We start from the raw sequence: 23,659 nt of genomic DNA, 5'->3' as shown, positions 1-23,659 counted from the left end.
GCGGCCACCACCAAGGGAGGATGTCCATGCTGGGACAAATGATGACGCAGCCGTTGCTGATCTCGTCGCTGATCAAGCACGCTGATTGCTACCATGGTCAGACCGAGATTGTTTCCGTCGAAACGGACGGAACGGTGACGGAAACCAACTGGTCCGAAGTTTCGACCAATGCGCGGAAACTGGCCTCTTCGCTGACGGCATTGGGGCTTGAACCCCAAGCACGGATCGGGACGCTGGCCTGGAACAACCGGCGCCATCTTGAGATCTACTATGGCACCTCAGGCGCCGGGTTCGTGTGCCACACTATCAACCCCCGTCTGTTCCCTGAGCAGCTGACCTATATCATCAACCACGCGCAGGACCGGGTGCTGTTCTTTGATGCAACGTTTATCCCTCTGGTTGCCGCGCTGCATTCTCATCTGACCGAAGTGCAGCATTTCGTGCTGATGGGCCAGCGCAACGAGGATGCGATCGCGCAGGTGCCGGGTGTTCAGTTCTATGATGAGTTTATCGAGACCGGGGATGCCGGGTTTGATTGGCCTAGCTTTGATGAAAATACCGCGTCCAGCCTGTGTTATACCTCGGGCACGACCGGGAACCCTAAGGGTGTTCTGTATTCTCATCGTTCGACAGTGCTGCATAGCTTTGGCTCGAACACGCGCGATGTTATCGGGTTTTCGGCTATGGATGTCGTGTTGCCAGTGGTGCCGATGTTCCATGTGAACGCCTGGGGTTCGCCCTATGCCTGCGCGATGTCCGGGTCGCGCATGGTTTTGCCGGGGCCAGACTTGCACGGCGAAGCTCTGGTCAAGCTGATCGACACATATGGTGTGACGCTCGCCATGGGTGTGCCGACGATTTGGCAAGGGCTGCTGGCTTACGCGCAGGAATCGGGCAGCAAACTGGAAACTCTGGAACGCACGGTCATTGGCGGGGCCGCGTGCCCACCGTCGATGATCGAGACCTTCCGCGAGGTCTACGGCGTGGACACCATCCACGCCTGGGGCATGAGCGAAATGAGCCCACTTGGTACTGCCAACCATCCGCTGTCGAAACATGCGAAACTGCCGATCGAAGCGCAGCACAAACTGCGCGAAAGCCAGGGTCGCCCTTGTTATGGTGTCGAGTTGAAGATCGTGGACGATGACGGCAATGAGTTGCCGCGCGATGGCGAAACGCAGGGCGATCTGATGGTGCGCGGGCCGTGGGTGTTGGACAGCTATTTCCAGATGCAGGGTCAGGATCTGTTGCAGGATGGCTGGTTTGCCACGGGCGATGTGGCGACGCTGGATGCGGATGGTTATATGACGATCCGGGACCGGTCCAAAGACATCATCAAATCGGGCGGTGAATGGATCAGCTCGGTCGAGCTGGAAAACATCGCCGTTGCCCATCCCAAGCTGGCAACGGCTGCCGTCATCGGCGTACCGCATCCGAAATGGGACGAACGCCCCCTGTTGGTGGCGGTGAAAGCCGACGGCGCAGAGCCGAGCGAGGAAGAACTGCTGGCCTTTTTCGACGGCAAGATCGCCAAATGGCAAGTGCCGGATAAGGTTGTCTTTGTTGATGCTTTGCCACTGAACGCAACGGGCAAGGTTCTGAAACGCAACCTGCGCGTGGATTTCGAAGACGCCCTGACGGGTTGAGGTCTGCACTTGGGAAGAATGGCTCCGGCGGTAGGGATCGAACCTACGACCAATTGATTAACAGTCAACTGCTCTACCGCTGAGCTACGCCGGAACGGTTCGCGCCGTATAGCAATCACAATCTCTGTCGTCCAGAGGGGATGGTGAAGTTTTTTCGACGAAAAAACTTGGCCCGCGTGAAGGCAAATGTTTCGCGCCAAATCTGTGTGTTTTGAAGGTGGATTTGGCTCCGGCGGTAGGGATCGAACCTACGACCAATTGATTAACAGTCAACTGCTCTACCGCTGAGCTACGCCGGAACTGAGGGCCGTATAACAACACCGAAATTTGCCGTCCAGAGGGGATCGGCATCAAATGACGAAAAAGTTTACGCCTTATGGTAATCGGGTGAACTCGGCCTCGACGGACAGCACACCTTTGGGCGAAGCCATTGATCTGACGGTTAAATCGACCAGATGAGCAAATACGTTGCGCGTCGCGGCCGGAAGCAGTGCGGCGGGGGTTTCGGTGTAGATCCTCTCTGCCAGCTGGCGGGCTGTGCCGGGACGATCCTCTAATGCGGACAGAATCTGGGCCTCACGCGCTGTGCGGTGTTGGATCAGCCAGTCCAACCGGGCGGCAGGGTCGGTGATCGGCGCGCCGTGCCCGGCGTGAAACACCGACCAGTCGCCGGCGCGCAGACGGTGACAGGCTTGCATGAAATCCGTCAGGTCGCCATCCGGTGGCGAAACCAGGGAACTCGCCCACCCCATGACGTGATCTGCGGTGAAACAGGTCTGCCCCCAACCCAGCGCAATATGATTGCCAAGGTGGCCTGGTGTGTGAATGACCTCTAGCTGCCAGTCATCGCCCGTGATGACCTGCCCATCGGTTAGTTCGATATCAGGGCGGAAGGCCGTGTCGATGCCCTCTCCGCCGCCGGTCAGCCCTTTTTGGGCGAGCTCTTGCATCACAGCGCTGCGCCCGGCCTCGGGGCCGCCAAAGGCCAGAACCGGCGCGCCGGTCCGCAGGGCCAGAGGGGCGGCAAGCGGGGAGTGATCCAGATGCGTATGCGTGACGATGATATGGCTGATGCGCTGGCTGGGGGTCAGGGCGGACAGAATCGCCTCGAGATGCACATCGCTGAGGGGGCCTGGGTCGATAACGGCACAGTCCCGCGTGCCCAGCAGATAGGTGTTCGTGCCTCGATAGGTCATAGGCGACGGATTCGGGGCCAGAATGCGCCTGAGGCCGGGCTGCAATTCGAAAGCCTGACCGGCGGGTGGATTGAAATCGTCGGGGGCCTGCATTCTGTGCTCTTTCTCTTGTCCGATCAGCCCGTTAGGTTTAGCGCATGTCGAGTGCCTGGCTCAAATCCTATATGCCGCGCAGCCTGTACGCGCGGGCGGCCATCATCCTGGTGTTGCCGGTTGTAGTTTTGTTGCTGGTGGTCGGTATCGCCTTTCTGCAAAAACACCTTGAGGATGTGACGGCACAGATGACCACCTCCTCCGCGCGCGAAGTCACGCTGATTCTGGAAACGATGGAGGGGGCTGAGACGCAGTTGCAGGCGCTTGCCGCCATACGGCAGGACCTTGTTGCCCTGGATATGAAAGCGCGGTTTCTGGGTATTGATGAACGTCCTGCGGTCGGAATGCGGCGCTGGTATGATTTTATCGCGCCGCAAGTTGCAGCGGAATTACAGGCCAAGCTGCCACAACTGACGGCAGTGGCTTTGCCCAGCGGTGACGAGGCGCGCCTGTATCTTCAAACCGATCTGGGCCCGTTCGAACTGGTGCTAGATCGCCGCCGCCTGTCCCCGGCCGCACCACATCAGTTGATCGTGACGATGGTATTTTTCGCAGTCGTCATGACGACGATCTCGTTTCTATACATGCGCAACCAACTTCGGCCCATCACCCGCCTGGCGGATGCGGCCCAGGCATTTGGGCGCGGGCGGGTGGTACCGTATTCGCCAGGTGGCGCGATTGAGGTACGCGCCGCGGGGAGCGCGTTTTTGGACATGCGCGCCCGGATCGAGCGGCAAATCGAACAGCGCACCCTGATGTTGTCCGGTGTAAGCCACGATCTGCGTACACCTCTGACCCGGCTCAAGCTGGGATTGTCGATGCTGCCCGAAGATGAAGCCGCACCTCTGCAAAAGGATGTAGACGAGATGCAGTTGCTGCTGGATGCGTTCCTCGAATTCTCACGCGGTGCAGCCGAGGGTGCACCGGAACAGGTTGATCCGCGCCATTTGCTGCAAGTGATTGTTGATGACGCACAGCGCGCGGGTTACGACGCGCGTTTGGTTGCAACCGATGGGGAAGGGCAGGCCATGCTGCGTCCGACCGCGATCCGGCGGGCAGTCGAAAACCTGATTGGCAATGCTGTGCGCTATGGCAACAAGGCCGAATTGAGCCTCTCGTTGACCGCCAAAACTTTACGAATCCGGGTCGAGGATGATGGCCCCGGCATTGCGCCTGAAGACCGGGCAGAGGCGGTCAAGCCATTCTCGCGCCTTGATCCGGCACGCAACCAGAACAAGGGCAGTGGTGTGGGTCTGGGGCTGGCGATCGTCGCTGATATCGCGCGCGCGCATGGCGGAGTTTTACGGTTGGGCAAAAGCGACAAGCTGGGCGGGCTGAGCGCCGATATCATCATCGCACGTTAGAGGTTTCAGCAGTATTTTAGGCAACGGATTCGGGGTGTGTGGTCTGGGTTTGTTGTTTCAACAATCAAGCCATTTTGTTTGCTTTCAACAACAAAGTAGCCAAAACCTATTGAATTGTGTATATATTAACTCAAAATGAATGTGCTGTAGTACATTCCGCTAGGGATGGTGAGTTTTTCAGCGTATTAAAGTTCAGTTAATATTCGAGGTTGTGGGTGTCGGGTATCGCTTTTCAAAGCGAGGTGGTTGCAGTGAACTGGATTATTGTTATCGGAATTGGTGCCGCGTTTGGCGCTGTTGCTATGGGGTGGTTTGAACCCTGCGACTCGTTTTACGAAGTCTGCCAATATGTCAACAATCGCGCACGGAACTGAATTTCCGGTTCCGGTAGGATCTAATAGTCAAAGCAAAGCACGAGGCGCCGATCAGCTTCGTATCCAGTTATGGCAGATTTTGGTAGGCCCGGCAGGACTTGAACCCGCAACCAAAGCGTTATGAGCGCTCTGCTCTAACCAATTGAGCTACAGGCCCGCCTGAGCGCTTTGAGTATCACGGTGAACGCCCGCGTCAAGCCTGACCGTTGCAACATCTTCCACAATCGACTAACCCGCGCGGGAACCATTCATGAGGGGTTGGCCATGACAGCGGGCAAGAACGGAATCACCTATGCGGACGCGGGTGTTGATATTGATGCAGGCAACGCTCTGGTTGACCGGATCAAGCCTGCGGCCAAGCGGACCAACCGTTCCGGTGTGATGAGCGGGTTGGGCGGATTTGGTGCTCTGTTCGATCTTAAGGACGCAGGCTACACCGACCCGATTCTAGTCGGCGCGACCGATGGCGTGGGCACCAAGCTGCGCATCGCCATTGATACCGGCGTGGTTGACGGTGTGGGCATTGATCTGGTGGCCATGTGCGTCAACGACCTGATTTGTCAGGGCGCTGAACCGCTGTTTTTCCTCGACTATTTCGCCACTGGCAAGCTGGACACCGACACGGCCGCTCGGATCATTGAAGGCATTGCTGAAGGTTGCGTGCAGTCTGGCTGCGCCCTGATCGGTGGTGAGACGGCAGAAATGCCCGGCATGTACCCTGATGGCGATTTCGATCTGGCAGGGTTCTCGGTCGGCGCGATGGAGCGTGGCGCGCATCTGCCCGCAGGTGTGCAGCAGGGGGATGTGCTGCTGGGGCTGGCCTCGAACGGGGTGCATTCCAACGGCTACTCTCTGGTGCGCAAACTGGTCGAGATTTCTGGGCTGGGATGGGACGCCGAGTCGCCGTTTAGCGACGGTACGCTGGGCGAGGCACTGCTGACGCCCACGCGTCTTTATGTCAAACAGGCGCTGCAAGCGATCCGGGCAGGGGGCGTTCACGCGCTGGCCCATATTACCGGCGGAGGCCTGACCGAAAACTTGCCGCGTGTCCTGCCCGAGGGGTTGGGCGCTCAGATCGACTTGAACGCTTGGGATTTGCCGCCCGTCTTCCGTTGGATGGCCGAGACCGGCGGGATTGCCGAAGCCGAGATGCTCAAAACCTTTAACTGTGGCATTGGCATGATCGTCGTCTGTGCCGAAGACCGCGCCGATGATCTGGCTGCTCTGCTGGTCGAAGCCGGCGAAACTGTCTCGCGTATTGGCACTGTCACTGACGCGCCCGGCGTGGCTTACTCTGGCAAACTGCTGTGAGCCATAAGCGCGTCGCCATCCTGATCTCGGGCGGGGGGTCCAACATGGTGTCGCTGGTTGATTCCATGGCCGGAGATCATCCCGCGCGACCCTGCCTAGTTCTGGCCAACGATCCGGAAGCGGGCGGTTTGAAAAAGGCCGCCGCGCGGGGCATTCCAACTGCGTCAATAGATCATCGCCCGTTCAAAGGTGACCGCGCTGCGTTCGAGGCGGAGCTGCTGAAACCGCTCGAGGCCGCGGGGCCCGATATTGTCTGTTTGGCGGGATTCATGCGTGTTCTGACCGGTGATTTCGTATCGCGGTTTCAGGGCCGGATGCTGAACATCCACCCTTCACTGTTGCCGAAATACAAGGGTCTGAACACCCATGCCCGCGCGATCGAGGCAGGCGATGCCGAACACGGATGCTCGGTGCATGAGGTGACGGCGGCACTGGATGACGGCCCGATCCTGGGTCAGGCCCGTGTGCAGATTGACGCTAACGATACGCCCGAAGCTTTGGCCGCGCGTGTGCTGGTTTGCGAACACAAGCTCTATCCCGCTGTGCTTCGACGTTATGCGAGCGGTGATCGGACACCAGTGTTGCTGCCATGATCTGTGCAGGGTGATTTACACGCCCGTGTTATTCGGCCTATGGTCTGCACAAGCGCTCGGATCGGTATGAAAGCGACGGGCAGTCACCAAGAAGAACAAGAGCAAGAACACGACCGCGCATGAAGACCCTGACAACGACGCAAGAGCTGGCCGATTTCTGCGAGGCCGCCGCAAGCCATGACTATGTGACAATAGACACCGAATTCCTGCGCGAGCGCACGTACTATTCGAAACTCTGTCTGGTTCAGCTTGCCGTCCCATCCGCGGATGAAAACAGCGCGGTGTTGGTCGATCCTCTGGCCGAGGGTCTGTCGCTGGAACCACTATACGACCTGTTCAGAAACGAGGGCGTGGTCAAGGTGTTTCACGCCGCTCGTCAGGACCTTGAGATTTTCTGGGTCGAAGCAAATGTCTTTCCCACGCCTCTGTTTGACACGCAGGTTGCTGCGATGGTCTGCGGGTTTGGTGAGCAGGTCGGGTATGAAACCTTGGTGCGCAAGATCTGCAAACAGGGGGTGGACAAGACCTCGCGCTTTACCGACTGGTCGCGCCGTCCGCTGTCTGATGCGCAAAAGACCTATGCTTTGGCTGATGTGACTCATCTGCGGCAGATCTATGAGCATCTCGCGAAAGAATTGAAAAAGACCCAGCGCAGCCATTGGGTGGCTGAAGAACTGCGGACGCTCACCCATTCAGATACCTATGACATTCGCCCGGAAGACGCGTGGAAGCGGGTCAAGACCCGCACGAACTCGGCCAAGTTTCTGGCAGTCGTCCGGGAACTGGCGCATTTCCGCGAGGCCTATGCGCAGCAAAACAATGTCCCGCGCAGCCGGGTGTTCAAGGATGACGCACTGATCGAGCTGGCCTCGACCAAGCCCAAGTCGCCTTCTGATCTGGGCGGATCGCGCCTGCTGCTGCGCGAAGCGCGCAAGGGCGCGATTGCCGAAGGTATTCTGGCGGCTGTCAAAAAGGGTGTGAACTGCCCTCCCGAACAGATGCCGCGTGTGGATAACAGCCGCGACAAACTAAAGGTTAATCCAGCCCTCGCCGATCTGCTGCGCGTGTTGCTAAAATCCAAGACTGAAAGCTCGGGCGTGGCGGCCAAGCTGATCGCAACCAGCTCAGAACTGGATCAGATAGCCTCGGGCGAGCGAGATTTGCCAGCGATGTCGGGTTGGCGTTTCGAAGTGTTCGGTGAAGATGCCCTGAAGCTGTGCGAGGGTAAGATTGCCCTGGCTGCACAAGGCCAGACCGTCAAAGTCGTGGCTTTGTAAGAGGTTTATCGACGCCGCGATTCCAGCGCGTTTTGCTGACCTATGACCCGCACCAGCCGGATATTAGCCAGATCATCCTGTGTCACGTTGGTGGCGTCCGTCACTTTGCGCGAACGATCTGTCCCCTGATTGGTCGCATAGCTTGGGTAGCTGACGCGGAACGTGTACTCCAAAACGCCGTTCTTCGCGTTTTCTTCGCTCTCAACAGGGACAAGCTGGGCTCCAAACGCGCCTTGCCGCGCGGCCGTGCCGGATACGAAGATGATCGCGCCGCCGGGTGTGGGATCAATGCGCAACTGGTCAATGCGCGCGATGGGTACGCTGTTGTCCTCGGGTTCCGGGCGTCCAAACAGCCTTACGCGCTCGCGCTGTTGGGGCACCAGCGCATTTGGGTCGTAGGCCGCTGTTTCGGTCGGTGCAGGCGTCGATGTGCTGGACCCAAACCAGTTGCTTGGATTCGCGCGCGAGTCGCGCCACCCGCTGCAAGCCGACAAGGTAAGTGTAGCGACCAGAAGAACAGACAGTGTTTTTTGCATGGATCCAAAGCTCTGAGCGGTATTTCTCGCACTGGCCTAACGCAAATTCCTTGCTTTGAAAACCCAAACCGGGTCTGGACAGGCCGAGGTCGGCGGCATAGGTCACGAATGTGAATGCAATGAAAGGACCGTCGCACTATGGCAACGCCTGCCTTTGAAGAAATCGTCGAGGATTTCGAGTTTCTGGAGGACTGGGAAGACCGGTACCGCCATGTGATTGAGCAGGGCAAGGCAATGGAGCCGCTGGAAGATGCCCTGAAAGTGCCTGCCACAAAGGTGCATGGATGCGCCAGCCAAGTCTGGCTGCACCCAGTGATCGAAGGTGGCGTTTTTCACTTCGATGGGGATAGCGATGCGCTGATCGTGCGGGGCCTGATTGCGGTATTGCGCGCTTTGTACAACGGTCTGCCCGTCGCTGATGTGCCCAAAGTAGACGCAGGCGGAGAGCTGGCACGACTGGGCTTGAACGATCACCTGTCAGCACAACGGTCCAACGGTTTGCGTGCTATGATTGAGCGCATCCGCGAGGTAGCGCAGGAAAACGCCTGACGGGCCTTAGCCGCGCTTGGCCCAATCCGCCAGTGTCGTCTCCAGATCTCCATAGCCGGTAAAGCGCCGCTCGAACGTCAGCCCCATGCGGTCGGCGCAGTCCTTGGCGCGCGCGGTCAAAGCAGGGTCGTTGGTCTGGGCTTGATAGACCAGCTTGGTGTAATTGCCGAAATACATATCCCGCAGCTCGGGGTGGCGGTCGAGGCCCAGAGGTTTCCAGACGAAGGCATCGAATTGCCGAGCCAGGAAATCGGTCAGGTAAAAGGCGGTCGTTTCATCCTCGCCCCGTGCATCAAAGATGTCATTGCCTTCGAAAAAGGAATAGCAATGCGGGCCTTTGATCATTTCGACGCCTAACTCGGCGCAGGCTTTCTGCAGCAGACCACCGGTGCCGCAATCGGCATAGACCACGTAGACCGCGTCATATTGATCGCGGTGCTTGGCCACCGCTTCTTGCACGGCCTGTGTAATCCGTTCGGGGTGGACGTGCAGGATGGCGGGCAGGCAGGTCAGGGCCATGTGATCCCAGCCGTTGCGCTTCTTGAGGTCCAGAATCTCGCGGGCCAGTGCGCCGCAAGCCAGCAACAGGATACGCCCTTGTTCCGAGTGGCTTTGATAGCCATCCGTGGTCAGGCTGCTGTCATCGGGAACCCGTTCCTGTGTCATGTCACCCCCATGGGCCTTGGGTGTTGAATAAAAAAAGCCGCCCGGTTGCCGGACGGCCTTGAATTCGGAGTGTAGGTCCGATCAACCCGCCAGCTGGTTATGCTTGCGCGAGACGAAGTCCTTTGCCATTTCCACGGCGACGGCTGCGTCACGGCAATAGCCGTCGGCGCCGATCGCTTTGCCGAACTCTTCGTTCAGGGGCGCGCCGCCGACCAGAACGATGTATTCTTCGCGCAGGCCTTGCTCGACCATCGTGTCGATCACAACCTTCATGTAGGGCATGGTCGTGGTCAGCAGGGCCGACATGCCCAGAATATCGGGCTTTTCGGTTTCAAGTGCTTCCAGATAGTTCTCGACCGGGTTGTTGATGCCGATATCGACCACCTCGAAGCCGGCGCCTTCCATCATCATGGACACCAGGTTCTTGCCGATGTCGTGGATGTCGCCCTTCACGGTTCCGATCACCATTTTGCCGACGCGGGGTGCGCCGGTTTCGGCCAGTAGCGGCTTAAGGATGGCCATGCCGCCCTTCATCGCGTTTGCGGCCAGCAGAACTTCGGGAACAAACAGGATGCCGTCGCGGAAGTCGTGGCCCACGATGGTCATACCGCCAACCAGCGCCTTGGTCAGGATGTCGTAAGGGGTCCATCCGCGTTCCAGCAGGATGTTCACACCTTCTTCAATCTCTTCTTTCAGACCGTCGTACAGGTCGTCGAACATCTGTTCGACAAGTTCGTCGTCGTTCAGTTCGGACAGGACGATGTCTTCTTCATCGGACATGGGGCGTTTCCCTAGGGCTGTTCGGGCATAGCGCCCGTTGGTGGCATTTTTTCCGTTTTGGCCAAAACGTCGCATCCAGACTGTGACGATTGCGACCTTGGCGGTTCCGAGACCGACCTATACGGCAAAATCTCAATCAACTCGACGTCATTTCCCGCAAGATCATCCTGAATTGGTTTCAGGTTTCAGTCAAATCGAGGGGCGGTGCAAAGGTTTGAAAACTCTTGCGGGATGGTAACCAGGCCTTGCGATTCCGGCGGTTCGAGCCTAATTTGAGAGTGAGAACAAAAGGGAAACAAAATATGTCGCGACCGCATGTCCGAGCCCGCGGTGTCGCAACCAACGCAGCAGGCCGGTTCGAACAATTCGAGACCGAGACCTGCACGGATGGGTGGGAGCTTGAGGAAGATCTGCTGCCCCTGCGCACCGAAGTGCGAACAGAAGTCGCGCGCAGTCTGATCATCTATAACCGGTCGCCCGATCTGCCGTTTGATCGCTCGATCAACCCGTATCGGGGGTGTGAGCACGGCTGCGCCTACTGCTTTGCCCGCCCGTCTCATGCCTATCTCGGGCTGTCTCCGGGGTTGGATTTTGAAACCCGCCTGATCGCGCGGCCTAATGCGGCTGTTGTCTTGCGTAAAGAGCTTTCATCGCCGCGTTACAAGGTGGCAACCATTGCGCTGGGGACAAATACGGACCCGTATCAACCGATTGAGCGGGATTTGAGGATCACGCGGGAATGTCTGTCCGTATTGCGGGACTTCCGGCATCCTATTGGGATCGTTACCAAAGGGGCCCTGATCGAACGCGATCTGGATATCCTGGCAGAGATGGCGCAGGACGGATTGGTGCGGGTCGGAATTTCGCTGACCACTCTGGACGCCGATCTGTCCCGCCGGATGGAGCCACGCGCGCCGTCACCGAACCGCCGTCTGGCGGCCATTCGCCGGTTGACCGGGGCAGGGGTGCCAGTGCGGGTCATGACCTCACCCCTGGTTCCGGGCCTGACCGACCATGAATTGGAGGCGCTGCTGGAGGCTGGCCGGGACGCAGGTGCGGATGCGGCAAGCTGGATCATGCTGCGTCTTCCGCGGGAGGTGTCCACCTTGTGGCAAGAGTGGTTGCACGACCACGAACCCGCACGCGCGGAAAAGGTCATGTCCAAACTGCGCGAGATGCATGGCGGTCGGGACTATGACCCGCGCTGGGGCCACCGGATGCGCGGTGAGGGCGAGTATGCCGCGCTGATAGCAAAGCGGTTTGCTTTGGCTGTCAAACGGCTTGGGCTTGCGACGCGCAGGCCGCCTCTGCGAAGCGATCTGTTTGCCAGACCAGCGCAACCGGGGGATCAGCTCGCTCTGTTTTGAACCCAAAAGGTCGTGGTTTTTCTGCGGCTAAACATTGGCTTTTAGGCGTCTGTTTTTACAGGAATATTAAGTTTTGGTCATGCGATGAAACACATCTGGATATCTCGTGGCTGCCCCGATATCTCCCGAAGCTGAGGTTACTGTTGAGGAGGAAAAGATGGGTACCCCCAAGGAAATCGAAGCAGCCGCGAAGAAGATGCAGGCCGCAACGGCAGTCTATCATAAATCGCAACAAGAATTGGATAAGGCCAACAAGGACCTGTCGAAGTACAATGACATCATCAAGGGCGGCAATGTCTCGGCGATGGGCCCGGCGACGATAGAGCTGTCCAAAGTTGCGGCCAAAATCGGCACGCTGCACAAAAAGGTCGGTGATGCGAAAAAGAAAATGGACGACGCGATCAAAGCGCTGAGAAAGGTCATGCCGAAATAGGCGGAAACGTCCCGATTTCGCCCACTGAGCGGGTGCTGTCAAAATGAAAAACCCCGCCAGGTAGCGGGGTTTTACTTTTTCGATAGGGTATATCAGCGGTTTTCGATATCGACGTAGTCGCGGGTGGTCTCGCCCAGATACAGCTGACGCGGACGACCGATCTTGTTCTGCGGATCGGCGATCATCTCTTTCCACTGGCTGACCCAGCCCACGGTGCGCGACAGGGCAAAGATCGGCGTGAACATCGAGGTCGGGAAGCCCATCGCCTCGAGGATGATGCCCGAATAGAAGTCCACGTTCGGGAACAGCTTTTTCTCGGCAAAATACGGATCTTCCAGAGCCTGCTTTTCCAACGCCTTGGCTACCTGCAGCTTCGGGTTGTCTTCGATACCCAGCAGATCCAGCACTTCGTCGGCGGACTGTTTCATCACCTTGGCGCGCGGGTCAAAGTTCTTGTACACGCGGTGGCCAAAACCCATCAGACGGAACGGATCGTTCTTGTCCTTGGCGCGGGCGATGTATTCGGGAATGTTTTCGACCGAGCCGATCTCTTCCAGCATCTCAAGACATGCCTGGTTCGCGCCACCATGGGCCGGGCCCCACAGACAGGCGATGCCGGCCGCAATACAGGCAAACGGGTTGGCACCCGAGCTTGAGGCCAGACGCACGGTCGAGGTCGAGGCGTTCTGCTCGTGATCGGCGTGGAGAGTAAAGATGCGGTCCATCGCGCGGCTGAGGATCGGGTTCACCTCATATTCCTCGGCCGGGACGCTAAAGCACATACGCAGAAAGTTCGACGCATAGTCCAGATCGTTTCGCGGATATACGAAAGGCTGACCGGTGTGATATTTGTATGCCCAGGCCGCGATGGTCGGCATCTTGGCGATCAGGCGATGCGAGGCAACCTCGCGCTGATGAGGGTCCGAGATATCGGTTGAATCGTGATAGAAGGCCGACATTGCGCCGACGACACCAACCATGATCGCCATCGGGTGCGCATCGCGACGGAATCCACGGTAGAAATACTGCATCTGCTCGTGCAGCATGGTGTGACGCGTGATGGTGGATTCGAATTTTTCCAGAACGGGCGCGGTCGGCAGCTCTCCGTACAGCAGCAGGTAGCAAACCTCGAGGAAGTGGGATTTGCCTGCCAGCTGGTCAATCGGATAGCCACGGTGCAGCAGTTCACCTTTTTCGCCATCAATATAAGTGATTGTGCTGTCACAGCTGGCGGTCGAGGTGAAGCCGGGGTCATAGGTGAACACACCCGCAGTGCCGTACAGCTTGCGGATATCGATCACATCAGGCCCGGCAGTCGGCGAATGAATCGGCAGCTCATATGTTTCGCCATGCACGGTAAGAGTGGCTGATTTGTTGCTGTCGGTCATATTTTCCCTTCCTCAATCTTGCGCAAAACGGAACGCTGTCCGATCCTGCGGGCAACGGATGCGCGCACGCGCGCAGTCCGGGTGTTAGCGGAGCAGCGTTACCCAAATGTGAAGATCGGGTTTAGTTCGCTGCATCAGATAGCCGCGCCAGAGTTTCCTCCTGGCCCAGCACAAGCATCATGTCAAAAACCGAAGGAGTTACAGCCCGACCCGCCAAGACGGCGCGCAACGGCCCCGCCAGCTTGCCGAACTTGAGGCCCTTGGCTTCCGCAAAGGAATTCAAGGCCTCCTCCAGTTCGCTCCGCGACCAGCTAACATTTTGCAACTGCGGCGTCAATTCATTCAGTATACCATCGGATACTGATGCCAGCGCCTTGGCCGCTTTCTCATCTGGTTGGATGGGGCGGGAAGTCAGGGCAAAATGGGCCTTTTCAAGCAGTTCCGGGAAGGTGCGGGCCCGATCCTTGAGGCAATACATCGCACGTTCCAGATCACTCGATTGTGTATCGGTTAGCGCTGGCAATTGGGCCGCATCAAGGTAAGCTTCGATTTCCTGCCGCAGTGCAGCATCGTCCGAGATAGCGATATGTTGCCCGCACAGATTTTCTAGCTTTTTCAGATCGAACCGGGCCGGGCTTTTGCCGATCCCGTCCAGATCGAACCATTCCTTCGCCTGTGCGTCGGTGAAAAACTCGTCATCGCCGTGACTCCAGCCCAGACGCGCCAGATAGTTGCGCATGCCGGCCGCAGGATAGCCCATGGCCTGATACTCCTGAGCGCCCAACGCGCCGTGGCGTTTCGACAGTTTCTTGCCGTCGGGCCCATGGATAAGCGGGATATGGGCCCAGACCGGAACGTCCCAGCCCATGGCCTGATAGATCATCATCTGACGCGCTGCGTTGTTCAGGTGGTCGTCGCCCCGGATCACGTGGGTCACACCCATATCGTGATCGTCCACCACCACGGCCAGCATATAAACCGGTGTCCTGTCCGAGCGCAGCAGGATCATGTCATCCAACTGATCATTGCGGATGGTCACGTCCCCCTGAACCTGATCGCGGATCACGGTCGCGCCGTCCTGCGGGGCCTTGATGCGGACCACAAAAGGTGCGTCTGGATGGGTCGCGGCGTCGGCGTCGCGCCAGGGGCTGCGGTACAGGGTCGATTTGCCCTCGGCCTTCGCTTGTTCGCGGAAGGCGGCGATTTCATCTTGGGTGGCAAAGCATTTATACGCCTTGCCCTCGGCCAGCAGCTGGTTGGCCACTTCGGCATGACGCGCCGCGCCCTCGAACTGGCTGATTACATCGCCATCATGGTCCAGACCCAGCCACGCCATACCTTGCAGGATGGCTGCCGTCGCCTCGGGGGTCGAGCGCTCGCGGTCGGTGTCCTCGATCCGCAGCAGGAACTTGCCACCGCGGCCACGGGCATAAAGCCAATTAAACAGCGCGGTGCGCGCGCCGCCGATATGTAGAAAACCGGTGGGCGAGGGGGCGAAACGGGTGACGACCTGATCGGACATTGTGTGGATTAACCTTTTGGTAACCGTGTCGGGCATAGTTTGGCGCCTGTCTAACGAGGCTGAGGGACGGGGGCAACCATGCGTGTTCTGGCCCGGGTCGAAGCCGCATTGCTGAACCAGACCGGGTACCTGTTTCCATGGTCTCCTGTGTGTCTGGCGATGGGGATCGGTCTGTATTTCTCGCTCCGGTTCGAACCGGCTTGGCAAGTCTACGTCTGTCTCGGCGCGGTCGTTCTTGCGGCTTGGGGGTTAGCCCGCAAGGTACGGTCCGGCTGGGCCTCGTTGGCAATCGGGGGGGCGCTGATCGCGGTCGGGTTCATACTGGCCGGTATCCGCGCCCATACGGTAGCAGAGCCGGTTTTGTCGTGGCGATACTATGGCCCGGTCGAGGGGCGGGTCGTCGCCATTGACCGCTCTGCGTCGGATGCGCTGCGGGTGACATTGGATCGGGTGCGGATAGGGGATGTGCCCAAGGATCGTCGGCCGCAGCGTGTCCGGCTCTCGCTACATGGCCCAGTGGCGCAGATCGAACCGGGGCAGCGCATCATGACCACAGGGCATCTGTCGCCACCGCAAGGTCCGGTGGAGCCCGGTGGTTTCGACTTTCGCCGCCATGCATGGTTTCAAAGCCTCGGCGCGGTGGGATATACACGCGTACCGGTCCTGACGATTGCCGCAGCAAATCCCGAAGGGGTGCAGATCACAGCGTGGCGTATGGCGATATCCGGGCATCTCCGATCCATCCTGCCTGGTGAGGTCGGAGGTTTCGCCGCAGCCGTCACCACCGGAGATCGCAGCGGTATGGGTCAGAGCACGTTGGAGTCCCTGCGTGCATCCAACCTGGCGCATCTTCTGGCCATTTCGGGTCTGCATATGGGGCTGTTAACGGGCTTTGTGTATCTTGCGCTCCGTATCGGCCTGTCAGCAGTGCCCGTCTTGGCGCTCAGATGGCCTGTGCGCAAACTGGCCGCGATCGGGGCGCTGATCGCGGCGACGGTCTATCTGATGCTGTCAGGCGGTAGCGTTGCGACCGAGCGTGCCTTTGTCATGGCCAGCGTCATGCTAGGGGCGGTACTCATCGACCGCCGGGCCATTTCGTTGCGCGCGGTGGCCGTTGCCGCGCTGATCGTATTGATTCTGCGGCCGGAATCGCTGTTGAGCCCCGGTTTTCAGATGTCCTTTGCTGCCACCACCGCTTTGGTGGCCGTCTTCGGCCAATTGCGCGATGTCGGCCCGCTACCCGGACCTAAATGGTTGAAACCAGTAGCTGGGCTGTTCCTGTCCTCTGCCATTGCCGGGCTGGCGACGGCGCCGATCGGTGCTGCGCATTTCAACACGATGTCGCACTATGGGCTGGTGGCAAACATGCTGTCCGTGCCGGTTATGGGCATGGTTGTGGTGCCAGCCGCGGTGGTTGCGGCCTTGCTGGCCCCCTTCGGGCTGGACTCACTGGCGCTGGGGGTGATGGGGCTGGGGCTGGAGTGGATATTGCTGGTGTCCGAACGGGTCTCGGGGTTGGAGGGCGCCGTTGGACATGTCGCAAGCCCGCCCGGTTACGTGCTGCCTCTCTGTGCATGTGGAGCGTTGTGGATTGCCCTTTGGCAAGGGCGTTCAAGATGGCTGGGGGTCAGCGCCGTGGCGGCTGCCTTTTTGCTGTGGGGGCAAGGCCAACGCCCCGAGGTTCTGATTGCTGATTCAGGCGGGCTGGTGGGCGTCATGACCGATCAAGGCCGCGCGCTGAGCAAGGAAAAAGGCAGCGGATTTATTGCGACGGTCTGGCTGGAAAACGATGGGGACGGGGTGGCGCAGCCCAATGCCGCGGCGCGTTGGCCTGAACCGAGTGCGATCCAGCGGTATTCATGGCGCGGGAAAGAGCTGATTCACCTGACGGGAAAACGAGCAGCCTCGGGTTTTGGGGACTGCACGTCGAACCAGATCGTGATTGCTGCCGTAGAGGTTGATCTGAAGGGGGACTGTGATCTCTATGATCCTGCGCGGCTGTTACAAACCGGCAGTCTTGCCCTGTCTGGAAGTAAGGTCATGACCAGCCGAAAGATTGTCGGAGACCGGCTGTGGTCTCCGAAAACACGCGGCGACAAACGGGCTCAGTAGCTTCGGATCAGGCCGACCAACCGGCCTTGTACCTTGACCTTGTCCTCGGGCAGCACTCGGGTTTCGTAGGCGGGGTTCGCGGCCTCAAGCGCAATCGCATGCCCACGCCGGAAAAACCGCTTTAGCGTGGCTTCCTGATCTTCGACCAGCGCCACGACGATATCGCCATTATCCGCGACCGAGGTTTCTCGGATCACCACGACGTCCCCGTCATTGATTCCGGCGTCGATCATGGAATCACCCCGCACCTCAAGCGCGTAATGCTCACCCTTGCCAGAGACCATTGTGCCCGGCACTGCAACACGGTGCGAGACATGGCTGATCGCCTCAATCGGGACACCGGCGGCGATGCGACCCATGACGGGCAATTCCATTGCGTCAACGGTCACGGGGTCAAAATTGGCTGGGCGCGGGCCATCGGGCCTGTCGCCTTCGATCACACGCGGCTTGAATGCGGCCGTAGGCTCACCCCCAAGGCTTTCGGGCAGTTTCACAATCTCAATCGCACGGGCGCGGTGGGCGAGGCGACGAATAAAGCCGCGTTCCTCGAGCGCGGTGATCAATCTGTGGATGCCGGACTTGGACCGCAGGTCCAGCGCCGCCTTCATCTCGTCAAAACTGGGGGGAACACCATCCGCTTGAACGCGTTTGTGGATGAATTCCAACAAATCCAACTGCTTCTTGGTCAGCATTGCTCACACCTCGTCGGTCATGCGTTTTCTTTTGTTCTACGCATGTTCACGTTTTGTGTCAATGGTTTTGGCGCATCAGATCGGCAGGTACTGAACCTCGTCCCCAGCCGAGCGCGCAGGGTCATCGGGCGGGCGCACTAACAGGGCGTTGGCTTGTGCTAGAACGCTTAGCAGCGAACTGTCCTGATCATCGCAGGCGCGGATGCCTTCATAATCCAAAACGGCGCGCATGTAGTGTTCACGTGGCCCGTTCTGGCTGATATCGGCCGCCAGTTTTGCAGTGCGGAAGGGTTGAAGAACCTCTTGAATTCCCAACATCCGGCGGATCATCGGAACAAGGAAGAGATAGCCGCAAACCATTGCACTCACGGGATTTCCCGGCAGTCCAACCATCGCGCTTTGCCCTAATCGTCCGGCCATCAGAGGCTTCCCGGGACGCATCCGGATCTTGTAGAAGGCGCGGTCCATCCCCAAATTGCTTGAGACATCAGAGACCAAGTCGTAATCACCGACCGATGCGCCACCGATCGTCACGACCAGATCGGCCCCTTCAGCCAAACCAAACGCGGTTTCCAGAGACGATTGCGTGTCGCGCGCTATCGGCAGGACTCGCACATGTGCTCCGGTCTTCTCGAGCAACGCCTTGAGGCCGAAAGTGTTGGACGCGATGATCTGGTCAGGGCCGGGGATCTCTCCGGGCATGACCAATTCGTCGCCGGTCGAGATCAGCGCGACAACCGGCTTGCGGGCGACGGGTACTTCCGCAATGTTCATTGCGGCCATCAGCGCAACATCTTCGGGTCGTAACTGTTTGGGCGCGCATATTTTTGTGCCGCTTTTGAAGTCGGCCCCGGCAGGGCGAATGTTCGTCTTCTCCCCTGGCTCGTCGGCAATGGTCAACAGATCGCCGCGCCGGTCGGTGTCCTCTTGGATCACGACGAAATCGGCCCCGTCAGGAACGGGCGCGCCGGTGAAGATGCGCACGGCTTGTCCCGGACCCACTGTACCTTGAAACCGCCGCCCAGCTGCAGCTTCGCCCACGACCTTGAACATGGCGTGCAGTTCGACCTCTGCGGCTTTGACCGCGTAACCATCCATCGACGAGGCCGCAAAGGGTGGTTGATCCCGAGTGGCAACGACGTCAGCGGCCAGGCACCGGCCTGCAGAGTCTGCCAAGGAAACGGTTTCGGACGGCAGGGGCGAAACCAGCTTGAACAGCAGCGCGCGGGCGTCTTTGACTGAGATCATGACGCCTCGTATCGCCCTGATTTACCACCATCTTTCAGCAATACGCGAATGCCGCCGATCTCCATCGCCTTGTCCACTGCCTTGGTCATGTCATAGACGGTCAAGGCGGCGGTCGAGGCGGCAGTCAATGCCTCCATCTCGACGCCCGTCTGGCCCGAGGTCTTGACGGTCGCCTCAATCTGCACACCGGGCAAGTCCGGGTCCAACATCAGTTCAACCGCGACCTTGGTGACAGGCAGCGGGTGACATAGTGGGATAAGGTCCGGTGTTTTCTTGGCGCCCATGATTCCGGCCAGTCGGGCCACGCCCAGAACATCGCCCTTTTTGGCCCGGCCTTCTGATATCAAATCAAAGGTTTCCTGCGCCATTTTAATGTGTCCGGAAGCAACGGCGACCCGATTTGTAACCGCCTTTTCAGACACGTCGACCATATGCGCCTGACCCTGTGCGTCGAAATGAGTTAACGGCATCACATCACTCCGGGGATGAGAGGATTGGCCAGCAGGTGGCGCGTAGCCGAGGCGACGTCGTCTTGACGCATCAGGCTTTCGCCGATCAGGAAACTGCGCGCTCCATAGCGGGCCATATCTGAAAGGTCGTCGGGGGTGCTTAGACCGCTTTCGCAGACAATAGTGCGATCGCCAGGCACCAGTTTTGACAAGCGACGGGTGGTATCAAGAGTTGTCTCGAACGTCTTGAGATTGCGGTTGTTTATCCCGATCAGAGGGCTTTTAAGGCCCGTCGCACGCTCAAGCTCTTCCTCGTCATGCACCTCGATCAGAACGTCCATGCCCCAGTCGAAAGCGGTCTGTTCCAACTCTGCGGCCTGAGCGTCCTCGACCGAGGCCATGATGATAAGGATACAATCTGCCCCCAGCGCACGCGCTTCGACCACCTGATAGGGGTCATACATGAAATCCTTGCGCAGTGCAGGCAGCGAACAGGCGGCACGCGCAGCGGTTAGGAACGGTTTGTCGCCCTGAAAGCTGGGTGTGTCGGTCAATACGGACAGACAAGTGGCCCCACCATCCGCATAGGCTTTGGCCAAGGCGGGTGGGTCAAAATCGGGACGGATCAAGCCCTTGGATGGACTGGCTTTCTTGATCTCTGCAATCAGGCCATACCCTGTGCGGGCAGCGGTTTGAATGGCTGCAGTAAACCCGCGTGTCTCACCGGCTTCTCGCGCTTCTTCTTCGAGCGTTTCCAGCGATTTATACGTCTTATCTGATGCAACTTCCTCAAGCTTGTAGGCTTTGATTTTATCCAGTACCGTCCCGGTCATGCGGCCTCCTGAGTAATACGGGCCACAATGGCAATTTTGTCTTTCGCGTTTCCGCTATCGATGCTCTCGGCTGCCTTGGCAACCCCTTCCTTGAGGTCCGAGGCTGCATCCGCAACCACCAGCGCGGCTGCGGCATTCAGCAAAACCGCATCCCGATAGGCCGATGGTTGGCCTTCCAGCAATGCTCGGAACGCAACCGCATTTTCTTCGGGCGTGCCACCTAAGATGTCCTCGAAAGGGTGAACCGGCAGGCCAGCGTCCTCGGGATGCAATTCGACCTCTTTGACGCGTCCATCCTCTAGCGCGGCAACCCAGCTTACGCCGGTGATGGTCAACTCATCCGTTCCGTCGGATCCATGCACCAACCACGCGCGGTCGGCGCCCAGCAGACCCAAAGTCTCAGCCATCGGGCGGATCAGATCGCGGCTAAACGCGCCGGTCAGTTGCCGTTTGACGCCTGCGGGGTTGGTCAGCGGGCCAAGAATATTGAAGATCGTGCGAGTCCCAAGCTCTTGCCGTGTGGGCATGACATGGGCGATCGCCGGGTGGTGCATCGGGGCCATCATGAACCCGATCCCGGCCTCTTGCAGCGCCTTTTCAACGGTTTCCGGGCCGACCATAACGTTGATCCCCAACTGCCCCAAAGCATCAGCGGCCCCGGATTTCGAGCTGAGGTTGCGGTTTCCGTGCTTAGCTACCGTCACCCCGGCGCCGGCAACCACAAAAGCGGTTGCGGTCGAGATGTTCAGAGTGCCTTTGCCGTCTCCGCCAGTGCCGACGATGTCCATCGCGCCCTCGGGCGCTTGGACTGCGTTGCATTTGGCGCGCATGACAGCGGCGGCGGCGGCGTATTCCTCGACTGTTTCGCCCCGGGTGCGCATGGCCATCAGCAGCCCACCGATCTGGCTGGGCGTGGCAGCACCGTCAAACAGAATGCCAAAGGCCTGTTCAGCCTCGGCGCGGGTCAGGGGCCGGTCGGCGGCGGCCCCGATCAGCGGTTTCAGAGCGTCGCTCATGCGGGGACTTTCATCTCGGACAGGAAATTCTTGAGCAGGACGTGGCCGTGCTCGGATGCGATGGATTCTGGGTGGAACTGAACGCCATGAATGGGCAATTCTTTATGTTGCAGTCCCATGATGGTGCCGTCCTCCAATTCTGCCGTGATTTCAAGGCAGTCGGGCAGGGTGTTACGGTCCACAACCAGCGAGTGATAGCGCGTCGCCTCAAACGGCGATGGCAGCCCTGCGAACAGACCTTTGCTTGTATGGTGCATGGTGCCCATCTTGCCGTGGACGATCTCGTGACAGCGGATGACGTCGCCACCAAAAGCCTGACCGATGGTCTGATGTCCAAGGCACACACCCATCAGCGGTGTCTGCGTTTCTGCCGCGGCCTTGGTCAGAGCCAGGCAGATGCCGGCCTGATCAGGATCACAGGGGCCAGGGCTGAGCAAGATGCCTGTCGGGTTCATGGCCATCGCTTCTTGCACATCCAAAGCGTCGTTGCGCCGGATCACCATTTCGGCCCCAAGTTCGCCCAAATAGTGGACGAGGTTGTAGGTAAACGAGTCGTAGTTGTCGATCAGCAGCAGCATGTGAGCACTTGTCTTAGATTGGGCATTTCGGACTGGCGATGCAGCCCCGAGCCGCGATATAATGTCGGGACATACATGCTCAGGCTTGCGGGGCAGCGTCAAGAGGACATCCGACCTGACGCGCCTGCAAGGTGAGTGTCGCAGAAGACGGCACATTGACAGTCGACGCAGGAATTGGACGAGAGGCAATTATTATGGGCGGATTTGTGGGTGGAATGATCGCAGGTGCGGTCGTTGTATTGCTGCTGGGCGCGGCGTTGTCGCTGAATACCCCCCTGACGCGAAAACCGGAGTTGGTTGAAAAAGCCCCTGAACCGGCCGAAATCGAAGCCCCGCAAGTGACCGAGGCCGAGGTAGGTACGATCGCCGATGCCGATGTTTTGACGCTGCCTGCCCCTGATCCGGCTCCGGCGGATGCGCCCGACACTGTGGCGGGGCTGTCCGAAGTTGAAAACGCGCCGAACACTGTCCCCGAAGTGAATGAGACCGCCGTTCAGGTGGACAGCGCCGAGCAGGTTGAAACCAACGACGTGGCCATTGCAACTGAAGCTCCTGTTGCCCCACAGGCTCCGACCTCTCCTCAAGTTCCTGAAGCACTGGCCGAGGCTCCGCTGGCCGAAGACGTGCCTGCTGTGATTGAGGAGGCTCCGACACCTCCGGCCCCTGTCGAAGAGGTGGTTGTGGAAGAGGTTGCGCCAGCGGAAGACACTCCTGCTTCCGAGCCGCTGCCCGAGGTGGCCGCCGTTGAGCCGGAACCGGAAACGCAAGACCCCGTTGCGGTTGAGCCGAAGGATGAAGAACCGACCCGTACCCTGCCGCGTATTGCCGCTGTGCCCCAGATCGGGGCCGATCAGGCCACCGAGGGTACTCAGGGCGTCGGCCGGCGCGTTGTTCCCCTGACCGAGCGAGACGGCGGTGAACCCGTTGTTGAAACCGCCGACGCGGCCCCAGTTTCTGACAAGCCGATCGAGGCTTATGCCGCCGAATTCGACCAACCCGGCTCGGTGCCACTGATGTCGATCATTCTGATCGACGACGAAGGCGCGTATGGGGCCGAAGCGTTGCAGGACTTCCCTTATCCGATCAGCTTTGCCATCAGCCCGTCCGACCCCGAAGCTGCGGAAAAGATGGCCCGTTACCGCGCGGCAGGATTTGAGGTTCTGGCGATGGCGGACCTGCCCAAAGAAGCCAGCGCGCAGGATGCCGAGGTCTCGCTGTCTGTATGGCTGGATATGCTACCTGAAACGGTTGGCATCCTTGAAGGGGTCGATACGGGGATTCAGGGCAACCGCAAGCTGGCTGATCAAGTTGCGGCTATCGCAGGCGGCACTGGTCGCGGGTTGATCACTCAAGACAATGGGTTGAACACGGTGCAGAAACTGGCCGCGCGGAATGGCATTCCGTCCAGCGTAATCTTCCGTGATATCGACGGTGCGCGTCAGGAGCCGAAAGTGATGCGTCGCTTTCTGGATCAAGCGGCCTTTCGGGCCGGGCAAGAAGGTTCGGTTGTGATGTTGGGTCGTTTGCGCCCCGACACGATCTCGGCATTGTTGGTTTGGGGATTGGAGGATCGTGGCGGTCGCGTGACAATGGCACCGATCTCGGCCGTGATGAAGCGACAGGTTCAATAGGCGCG

22 protein-coding genes and 3 tRNA genes are annotated in these 23,659 nt (G+C 59.2%); 10 read left to right on the top strand and 15 right to left on the bottom strand.

Translation table 11 applies throughout. The features are described from left to right. The first annotated feature begins 26 nt into the window (after window positions 1-26). Window positions 27-1,646, top strand: coding sequence for a long-chain-fatty-acid--CoA ligase (locus GOV80_RS00620; RefSeq protein ID WP_170782473.1), 1,620 nt, complete (start codon window positions 27-29; stop codon window positions 1,644-1,646). 19 nt (window positions 1,647-1,665) lie between these two features. Here the strand turns inward: GOV80_RS00620 and GOV80_RS00615 are convergent. The 3 genes from GOV80_RS00615 to GOV80_RS00605 all read right to left on the bottom strand — a co-directional run bounded on the left by GOV80_RS00615 (window position 1,666) and on the right by GOV80_RS00605 (window position 2,935). Continuing rightward, a tRNA-Asn gene (locus tag GOV80_RS00615) sits at window positions 1,666-1,740 on the bottom strand. A gap of 130 nt (window positions 1,741-1,870) precedes the next feature. Next, window positions 1,871-1,945: transfer RNA gene (locus GOV80_RS00610), tRNA-Asn, on the bottom strand. A gap of 75 nt (window positions 1,946-2,020) precedes the next feature. After that, complete coding sequence (locus tag GOV80_RS00605) at window positions 2,021-2,935, bottom strand: MBL fold metallo-hydrolase (protein ID WP_170774255.1); 915 nt, start codon at window positions 2,933-2,935, stop codon at window positions 2,021-2,023. Window positions 2,936-2,979: 44 nt separating this feature from the next. Between GOV80_RS00605 and GOV80_RS00600 the strand changes: the two genes are divergently transcribed. Continuing rightward, window positions 2,980-4,299: an ATP-binding protein gene (locus GOV80_RS00600; RefSeq protein ID WP_170782472.1), complete on the top strand. Its 1,320-nt coding sequence runs from the start codon at window positions 2,980-2,982 to the stop codon at window positions 4,297-4,299. A gap of 454 nt (window positions 4,300-4,753) precedes the next feature. Here GOV80_RS00600 and GOV80_RS00595 read toward each other — a convergent pair. Beyond that, window positions 4,754-4,830, bottom strand: a tRNA-Ile gene (locus GOV80_RS00595). Between the two features lie 107 nt (window positions 4,831-4,937). On the opposite strand from GOV80_RS00595, the gene purM reads away from it, so the two are divergent. The 3 genes from purM to rnd all read left to right on the top strand — a co-directional run bounded on the left by purM (window position 4,938) and on the right by rnd (window position 7,854). Continuing rightward, window positions 4,938-5,984: a phosphoribosylformylglycinamidine cyclo-ligase gene (gene purM / locus GOV80_RS00590; protein WP_170782471.1), complete on the top strand. Its 1,047-nt coding sequence runs from the start codon at window positions 4,938-4,940 to the stop codon at window positions 5,982-5,984. Beyond that, window positions 5,981-6,577, top strand: coding sequence for a phosphoribosylglycinamide formyltransferase (gene purN / locus GOV80_RS00585; protein WP_170782470.1), 597 nt, complete (start codon window positions 5,981-5,983; stop codon window positions 6,575-6,577). The genes purM and purN overlap by 4 nt, the downstream gene beginning before the upstream one ends. 119 nt (window positions 6,578-6,696) lie before the next feature. Then, on the top strand, window positions 6,697-7,854 hold the full coding sequence (gene rnd, locus GOV80_RS00580) for a ribonuclease D (protein ID WP_170782469.1): 1,158 nt from the start codon (window positions 6,697-6,699) through the stop codon (window positions 7,852-7,854). Window positions 7,855-7,859: 5 nt separating this feature from the next. On the opposite strand, the gene GOV80_RS00575 is transcribed toward rnd, so the two are convergent. Next, window positions 7,860-8,390, bottom strand: a complete 531-nt coding sequence (locus GOV80_RS00575) for a hypothetical protein (protein ID WP_170774245.1) — start codon at window positions 8,388-8,390, stop codon at window positions 7,860-7,862. Window positions 8,391-8,528: 138 nt separating this feature from the next. Between GOV80_RS00575 and GOV80_RS00570 the strand changes: the two genes are divergently transcribed. Then, entirely contained in the window at window positions 8,529-8,939 is a 411-nt protein-coding gene (locus GOV80_RS00570; RefSeq protein ID WP_170782468.1) for a SufE family protein, read from the top strand. 6 nt (window positions 8,940-8,945) lie between these two features. Here the strand turns inward: GOV80_RS00570 and GOV80_RS00565 are convergent, their stop codons facing one another. Then, on the bottom strand, window positions 8,946-9,605 hold the full coding sequence (locus GOV80_RS00565) for a DUF1638 domain-containing protein (RefSeq protein ID WP_170782467.1): 660 nt from the start codon (window positions 9,603-9,605) through the stop codon (window positions 8,946-8,948). Window positions 9,606-9,686: 81 nt separating this feature from the next. Beyond that, complete coding sequence (locus GOV80_RS00560) at window positions 9,687-10,385, bottom strand: corrinoid protein (RefSeq protein WP_170774239.1); 699 nt, start codon at window positions 10,383-10,385, stop codon at window positions 9,687-9,689. Between the two features lie 302 nt (window positions 10,386-10,687). On the opposite strand from GOV80_RS00560, the gene GOV80_RS00555 reads away from it, so the two are divergent. Both GOV80_RS00555 and GOV80_RS00550 read left to right on the top strand, forming a co-directional pair. Beyond that, window positions 10,688-11,752 carry a PA0069 family radical SAM protein gene (locus GOV80_RS00555; protein WP_170782466.1) on the top strand — a complete coding sequence of 355 codons (1,065 nt, stop codon included), beginning with the start codon at window positions 10,688-10,690 and terminating at the stop codon, window positions 11,750-11,752. 157 nt (window positions 11,753-11,909) lie between these two features. Beyond that, window positions 11,910-12,185: a hypothetical protein gene (locus GOV80_RS00550; RefSeq protein ID WP_170782465.1), complete on the top strand. Its 276-nt coding sequence runs from the start codon at window positions 11,910-11,912 to the stop codon at window positions 12,183-12,185. Window positions 12,186-12,277: 92 nt separating this feature from the next. On the opposite strand, the gene gltA is transcribed toward GOV80_RS00550, so the two are convergent. Both gltA and gltX read right to left on the bottom strand, forming a co-directional pair. Next, window positions 12,278-13,573, bottom strand: coding sequence for a citrate synthase (gltA, locus tag GOV80_RS00545; RefSeq protein WP_170774233.1), 1,296 nt, complete (start codon window positions 13,571-13,573; stop codon window positions 12,278-12,280). Window positions 13,574-13,694: 121 nt separating this feature from the next. Then, window positions 13,695-15,095, bottom strand: a complete 1,401-nt coding sequence (gene gltX, locus GOV80_RS00540) for a glutamate--tRNA ligase (protein WP_170782975.1) — start codon at window positions 15,093-15,095, stop codon at window positions 13,695-13,697. A 78-nt stretch (window positions 15,096-15,173) separates the two neighbouring features. Between gltX and GOV80_RS00535 the strand changes: the two genes are divergently transcribed. Next, window positions 15,174-17,207 (top strand): ComEC/Rec2 family competence protein, encoded by a 2,034-nt coding sequence (locus tag GOV80_RS00535; RefSeq protein ID WP_170782464.1) that lies wholly within the window; start codon window positions 15,174-15,176, stop codon window positions 17,205-17,207. Here GOV80_RS00535 and lexA read toward each other — a convergent pair. The 6 genes from lexA to GOV80_RS00505 form a co-directional block, all read right to left on the bottom strand. Further along, a complete protein-coding gene (lexA, locus tag GOV80_RS00530; protein ID WP_170782463.1) occupies window positions 17,201-17,899 on the bottom strand; it encodes a transcriptional repressor LexA in 699 nt (232 codons plus the stop codon). The two genes, GOV80_RS00535 and lexA, sit on opposite strands and share 7 nt — an antisense overlap. Before the next feature lie 75 nt (window positions 17,900-17,974). Continuing rightward, window positions 17,975-19,147 carry a molybdopterin molybdotransferase MoeA gene (locus tag GOV80_RS00525; RefSeq protein ID WP_170782462.1) on the bottom strand — a complete coding sequence of 391 codons (1,173 nt, stop codon included), beginning with the start codon at window positions 19,145-19,147 and terminating at the stop codon, window positions 17,975-17,977. Beyond that, window positions 19,144-19,617: a cyclic pyranopterin monophosphate synthase MoaC gene (gene moaC, locus GOV80_RS00520; RefSeq protein WP_214647923.1), complete on the bottom strand. Its 474-nt coding sequence runs from the start codon at window positions 19,615-19,617 to the stop codon at window positions 19,144-19,146. Before moaC ends, GOV80_RS00525 begins: the two co-directional genes overlap by 4 nt. Continuing rightward, on the bottom strand, window positions 19,617-20,429 hold the full coding sequence (gene trpC / locus GOV80_RS00515) for an indole-3-glycerol phosphate synthase TrpC (protein WP_170782460.1): 813 nt from the start codon (window positions 20,427-20,429) through the stop codon (window positions 19,617-19,619). Before trpC ends, moaC begins: the two co-directional genes overlap by 1 nt. Further along, complete coding sequence (gene trpD, locus GOV80_RS00510) at window positions 20,426-21,445, bottom strand: anthranilate phosphoribosyltransferase (protein WP_170782459.1); 1,020 nt, start codon at window positions 21,443-21,445, stop codon at window positions 20,426-20,428. Before trpD ends, trpC begins: the two co-directional genes overlap by 4 nt. Then, window positions 21,442-22,023, bottom strand: a complete 582-nt coding sequence (locus tag GOV80_RS00505; protein ID WP_170782458.1) for an anthranilate synthase component II — start codon at window positions 22,021-22,023, stop codon at window positions 21,442-21,444. Before GOV80_RS00505 ends, trpD begins: the two co-directional genes overlap by 4 nt. Window positions 22,024-22,217: 194 nt before the next feature. Here GOV80_RS00505 and GOV80_RS00500 point away from each other — a divergent pair, with 194 nt between their 5' ends. Next, window positions 22,218-23,654, top strand: a complete 1,437-nt coding sequence (locus GOV80_RS00500; protein WP_170782457.1) for a divergent polysaccharide deacetylase family protein — start codon at window positions 22,218-22,220, stop codon at window positions 23,652-23,654. Window positions 23,655-23,659 lie beyond the last annotated feature (5 nt).

Source organism: Ruegeria lacuscaerulensis, from assembly GCF_013034685.1.
Taxonomy (GTDB): domain Bacteria; phylum Pseudomonadota; class Alphaproteobacteria; order Rhodobacterales; family Rhodobacteraceae; genus Ruegeria; species Ruegeria lacuscaerulensis_B.
Note: the sequence above shows the minus strand (reverse complement) of the source record. Positions and strands in the feature narration are given on the sequence as shown.

What these genes read in the sequence shown, in the direction of transcription:
- GOV80_RS00505 (WP_170782458.1), bottom strand. Translation starts at nt 22,023, where the DNA reads ATGCTGCTGCTGATCGACAACTACGACTCGTTTACCTACAACCTCGTC.
- GOV80_RS00565 (WP_170782467.1), bottom strand. Translation starts at nt 9,605, where the DNA reads ATGACACAGGAACGGGTTCCCGATGACAGCAGCCTGACCACGGATGGC.
- GOV80_RS00500 (WP_170782457.1), top strand. Translation starts at nt 22,218, where the DNA reads ATGGGCGGATTTGTGGGTGGAATGATCGCAGGTGCGGTCGTTGTATTG.
- gltX (WP_170782975.1), bottom strand. Translation starts at nt 15,095, where the DNA reads ATGTCCGATCAGGTCGTCACCCGTTTCGCCCCCTCGCCCACCGGTTTT.
- trpC (WP_170782460.1), bottom strand. Translation starts at nt 20,429, where the DNA reads ATGACCGGGACGGTACTGGATAAAATCAAAGCCTACAAGCTTGAGGAA.
- GOV80_RS00600 (WP_170782472.1), top strand. Translation starts at nt 2,980, where the DNA reads ATGTCGAGTGCCTGGCTCAAATCCTATATGCCGCGCAGCCTGTACGCG.
- gltA (WP_170774233.1), bottom strand. Translation starts at nt 13,573, where the DNA reads ATGACCGACAGCAACAAATCAGCCACTCTTACCGTGCATGGCGAAACA.
- purM (WP_170782471.1), top strand. Translation starts at nt 4,938, where the DNA reads ATGACAGCGGGCAAGAACGGAATCACCTATGCGGACGCGGGTGTTGAT.
- GOV80_RS00575 (WP_170774245.1), bottom strand. Translation starts at nt 8,390, where the DNA reads ATGCAAAAAACACTGTCTGTTCTTCTGGTCGCTACACTTACCTTGTCG.
- GOV80_RS00605 (WP_170774255.1), bottom strand. Translation starts at nt 2,935, where the DNA reads ATGCAGGCCCCCGACGATTTCAATCCACCCGCCGGTCAGGCTTTCGAA.
- GOV80_RS00535 (WP_170782464.1), top strand. Translation starts at nt 15,174, where the DNA reads ATGCGTGTTCTGGCCCGGGTCGAAGCCGCATTGCTGAACCAGACCGGG.
- GOV80_RS00555 (WP_170782466.1), top strand. Translation starts at nt 10,688, where the DNA reads ATGTCGCGACCGCATGTCCGAGCCCGCGGTGTCGCAACCAACGCAGCA.
- GOV80_RS00550 (WP_170782465.1), top strand. Translation starts at nt 11,910, where the DNA reads ATGGGTACCCCCAAGGAAATCGAAGCAGCCGCGAAGAAGATGCAGGCC.
- GOV80_RS00570 (WP_170782468.1), top strand. Translation starts at nt 8,529, where the DNA reads ATGGCAACGCCTGCCTTTGAAGAAATCGTCGAGGATTTCGAGTTTCTG.
- moaC (WP_214647923.1), bottom strand. Translation starts at nt 19,617, where the DNA reads ATGCCGTTAACTCATTTCGACGCACAGGGTCAGGCGCATATGGTCGAC.
- lexA (WP_170782463.1), bottom strand. Translation starts at nt 17,899, where the DNA reads ATGCTGACCAAGAAGCAGTTGGATTTGTTGGAATTCATCCACAAACGC.
- GOV80_RS00620 (WP_170782473.1), top strand. Translation starts at nt 27, where the DNA reads ATGCTGGGACAAATGATGACGCAGCCGTTGCTGATCTCGTCGCTGATC.
- rnd (WP_170782469.1), top strand. Translation starts at nt 6,697, where the DNA reads ATGAAGACCCTGACAACGACGCAAGAGCTGGCCGATTTCTGCGAGGCC.
- GOV80_RS00525 (WP_170782462.1), bottom strand. Translation starts at nt 19,147, where the DNA reads ATGATCTCAGTCAAAGACGCCCGCGCGCTGCTGTTCAAGCTGGTTTCG.
- GOV80_RS00560 (WP_170774239.1), bottom strand. Translation starts at nt 10,385, where the DNA reads ATGTCCGATGAAGAAGACATCGTCCTGTCCGAACTGAACGACGACGAA.
- trpD (WP_170782459.1), bottom strand. Translation starts at nt 21,445, where the DNA reads ATGAGCGACGCTCTGAAACCGCTGATCGGGGCCGCCGCCGACCGGCCC.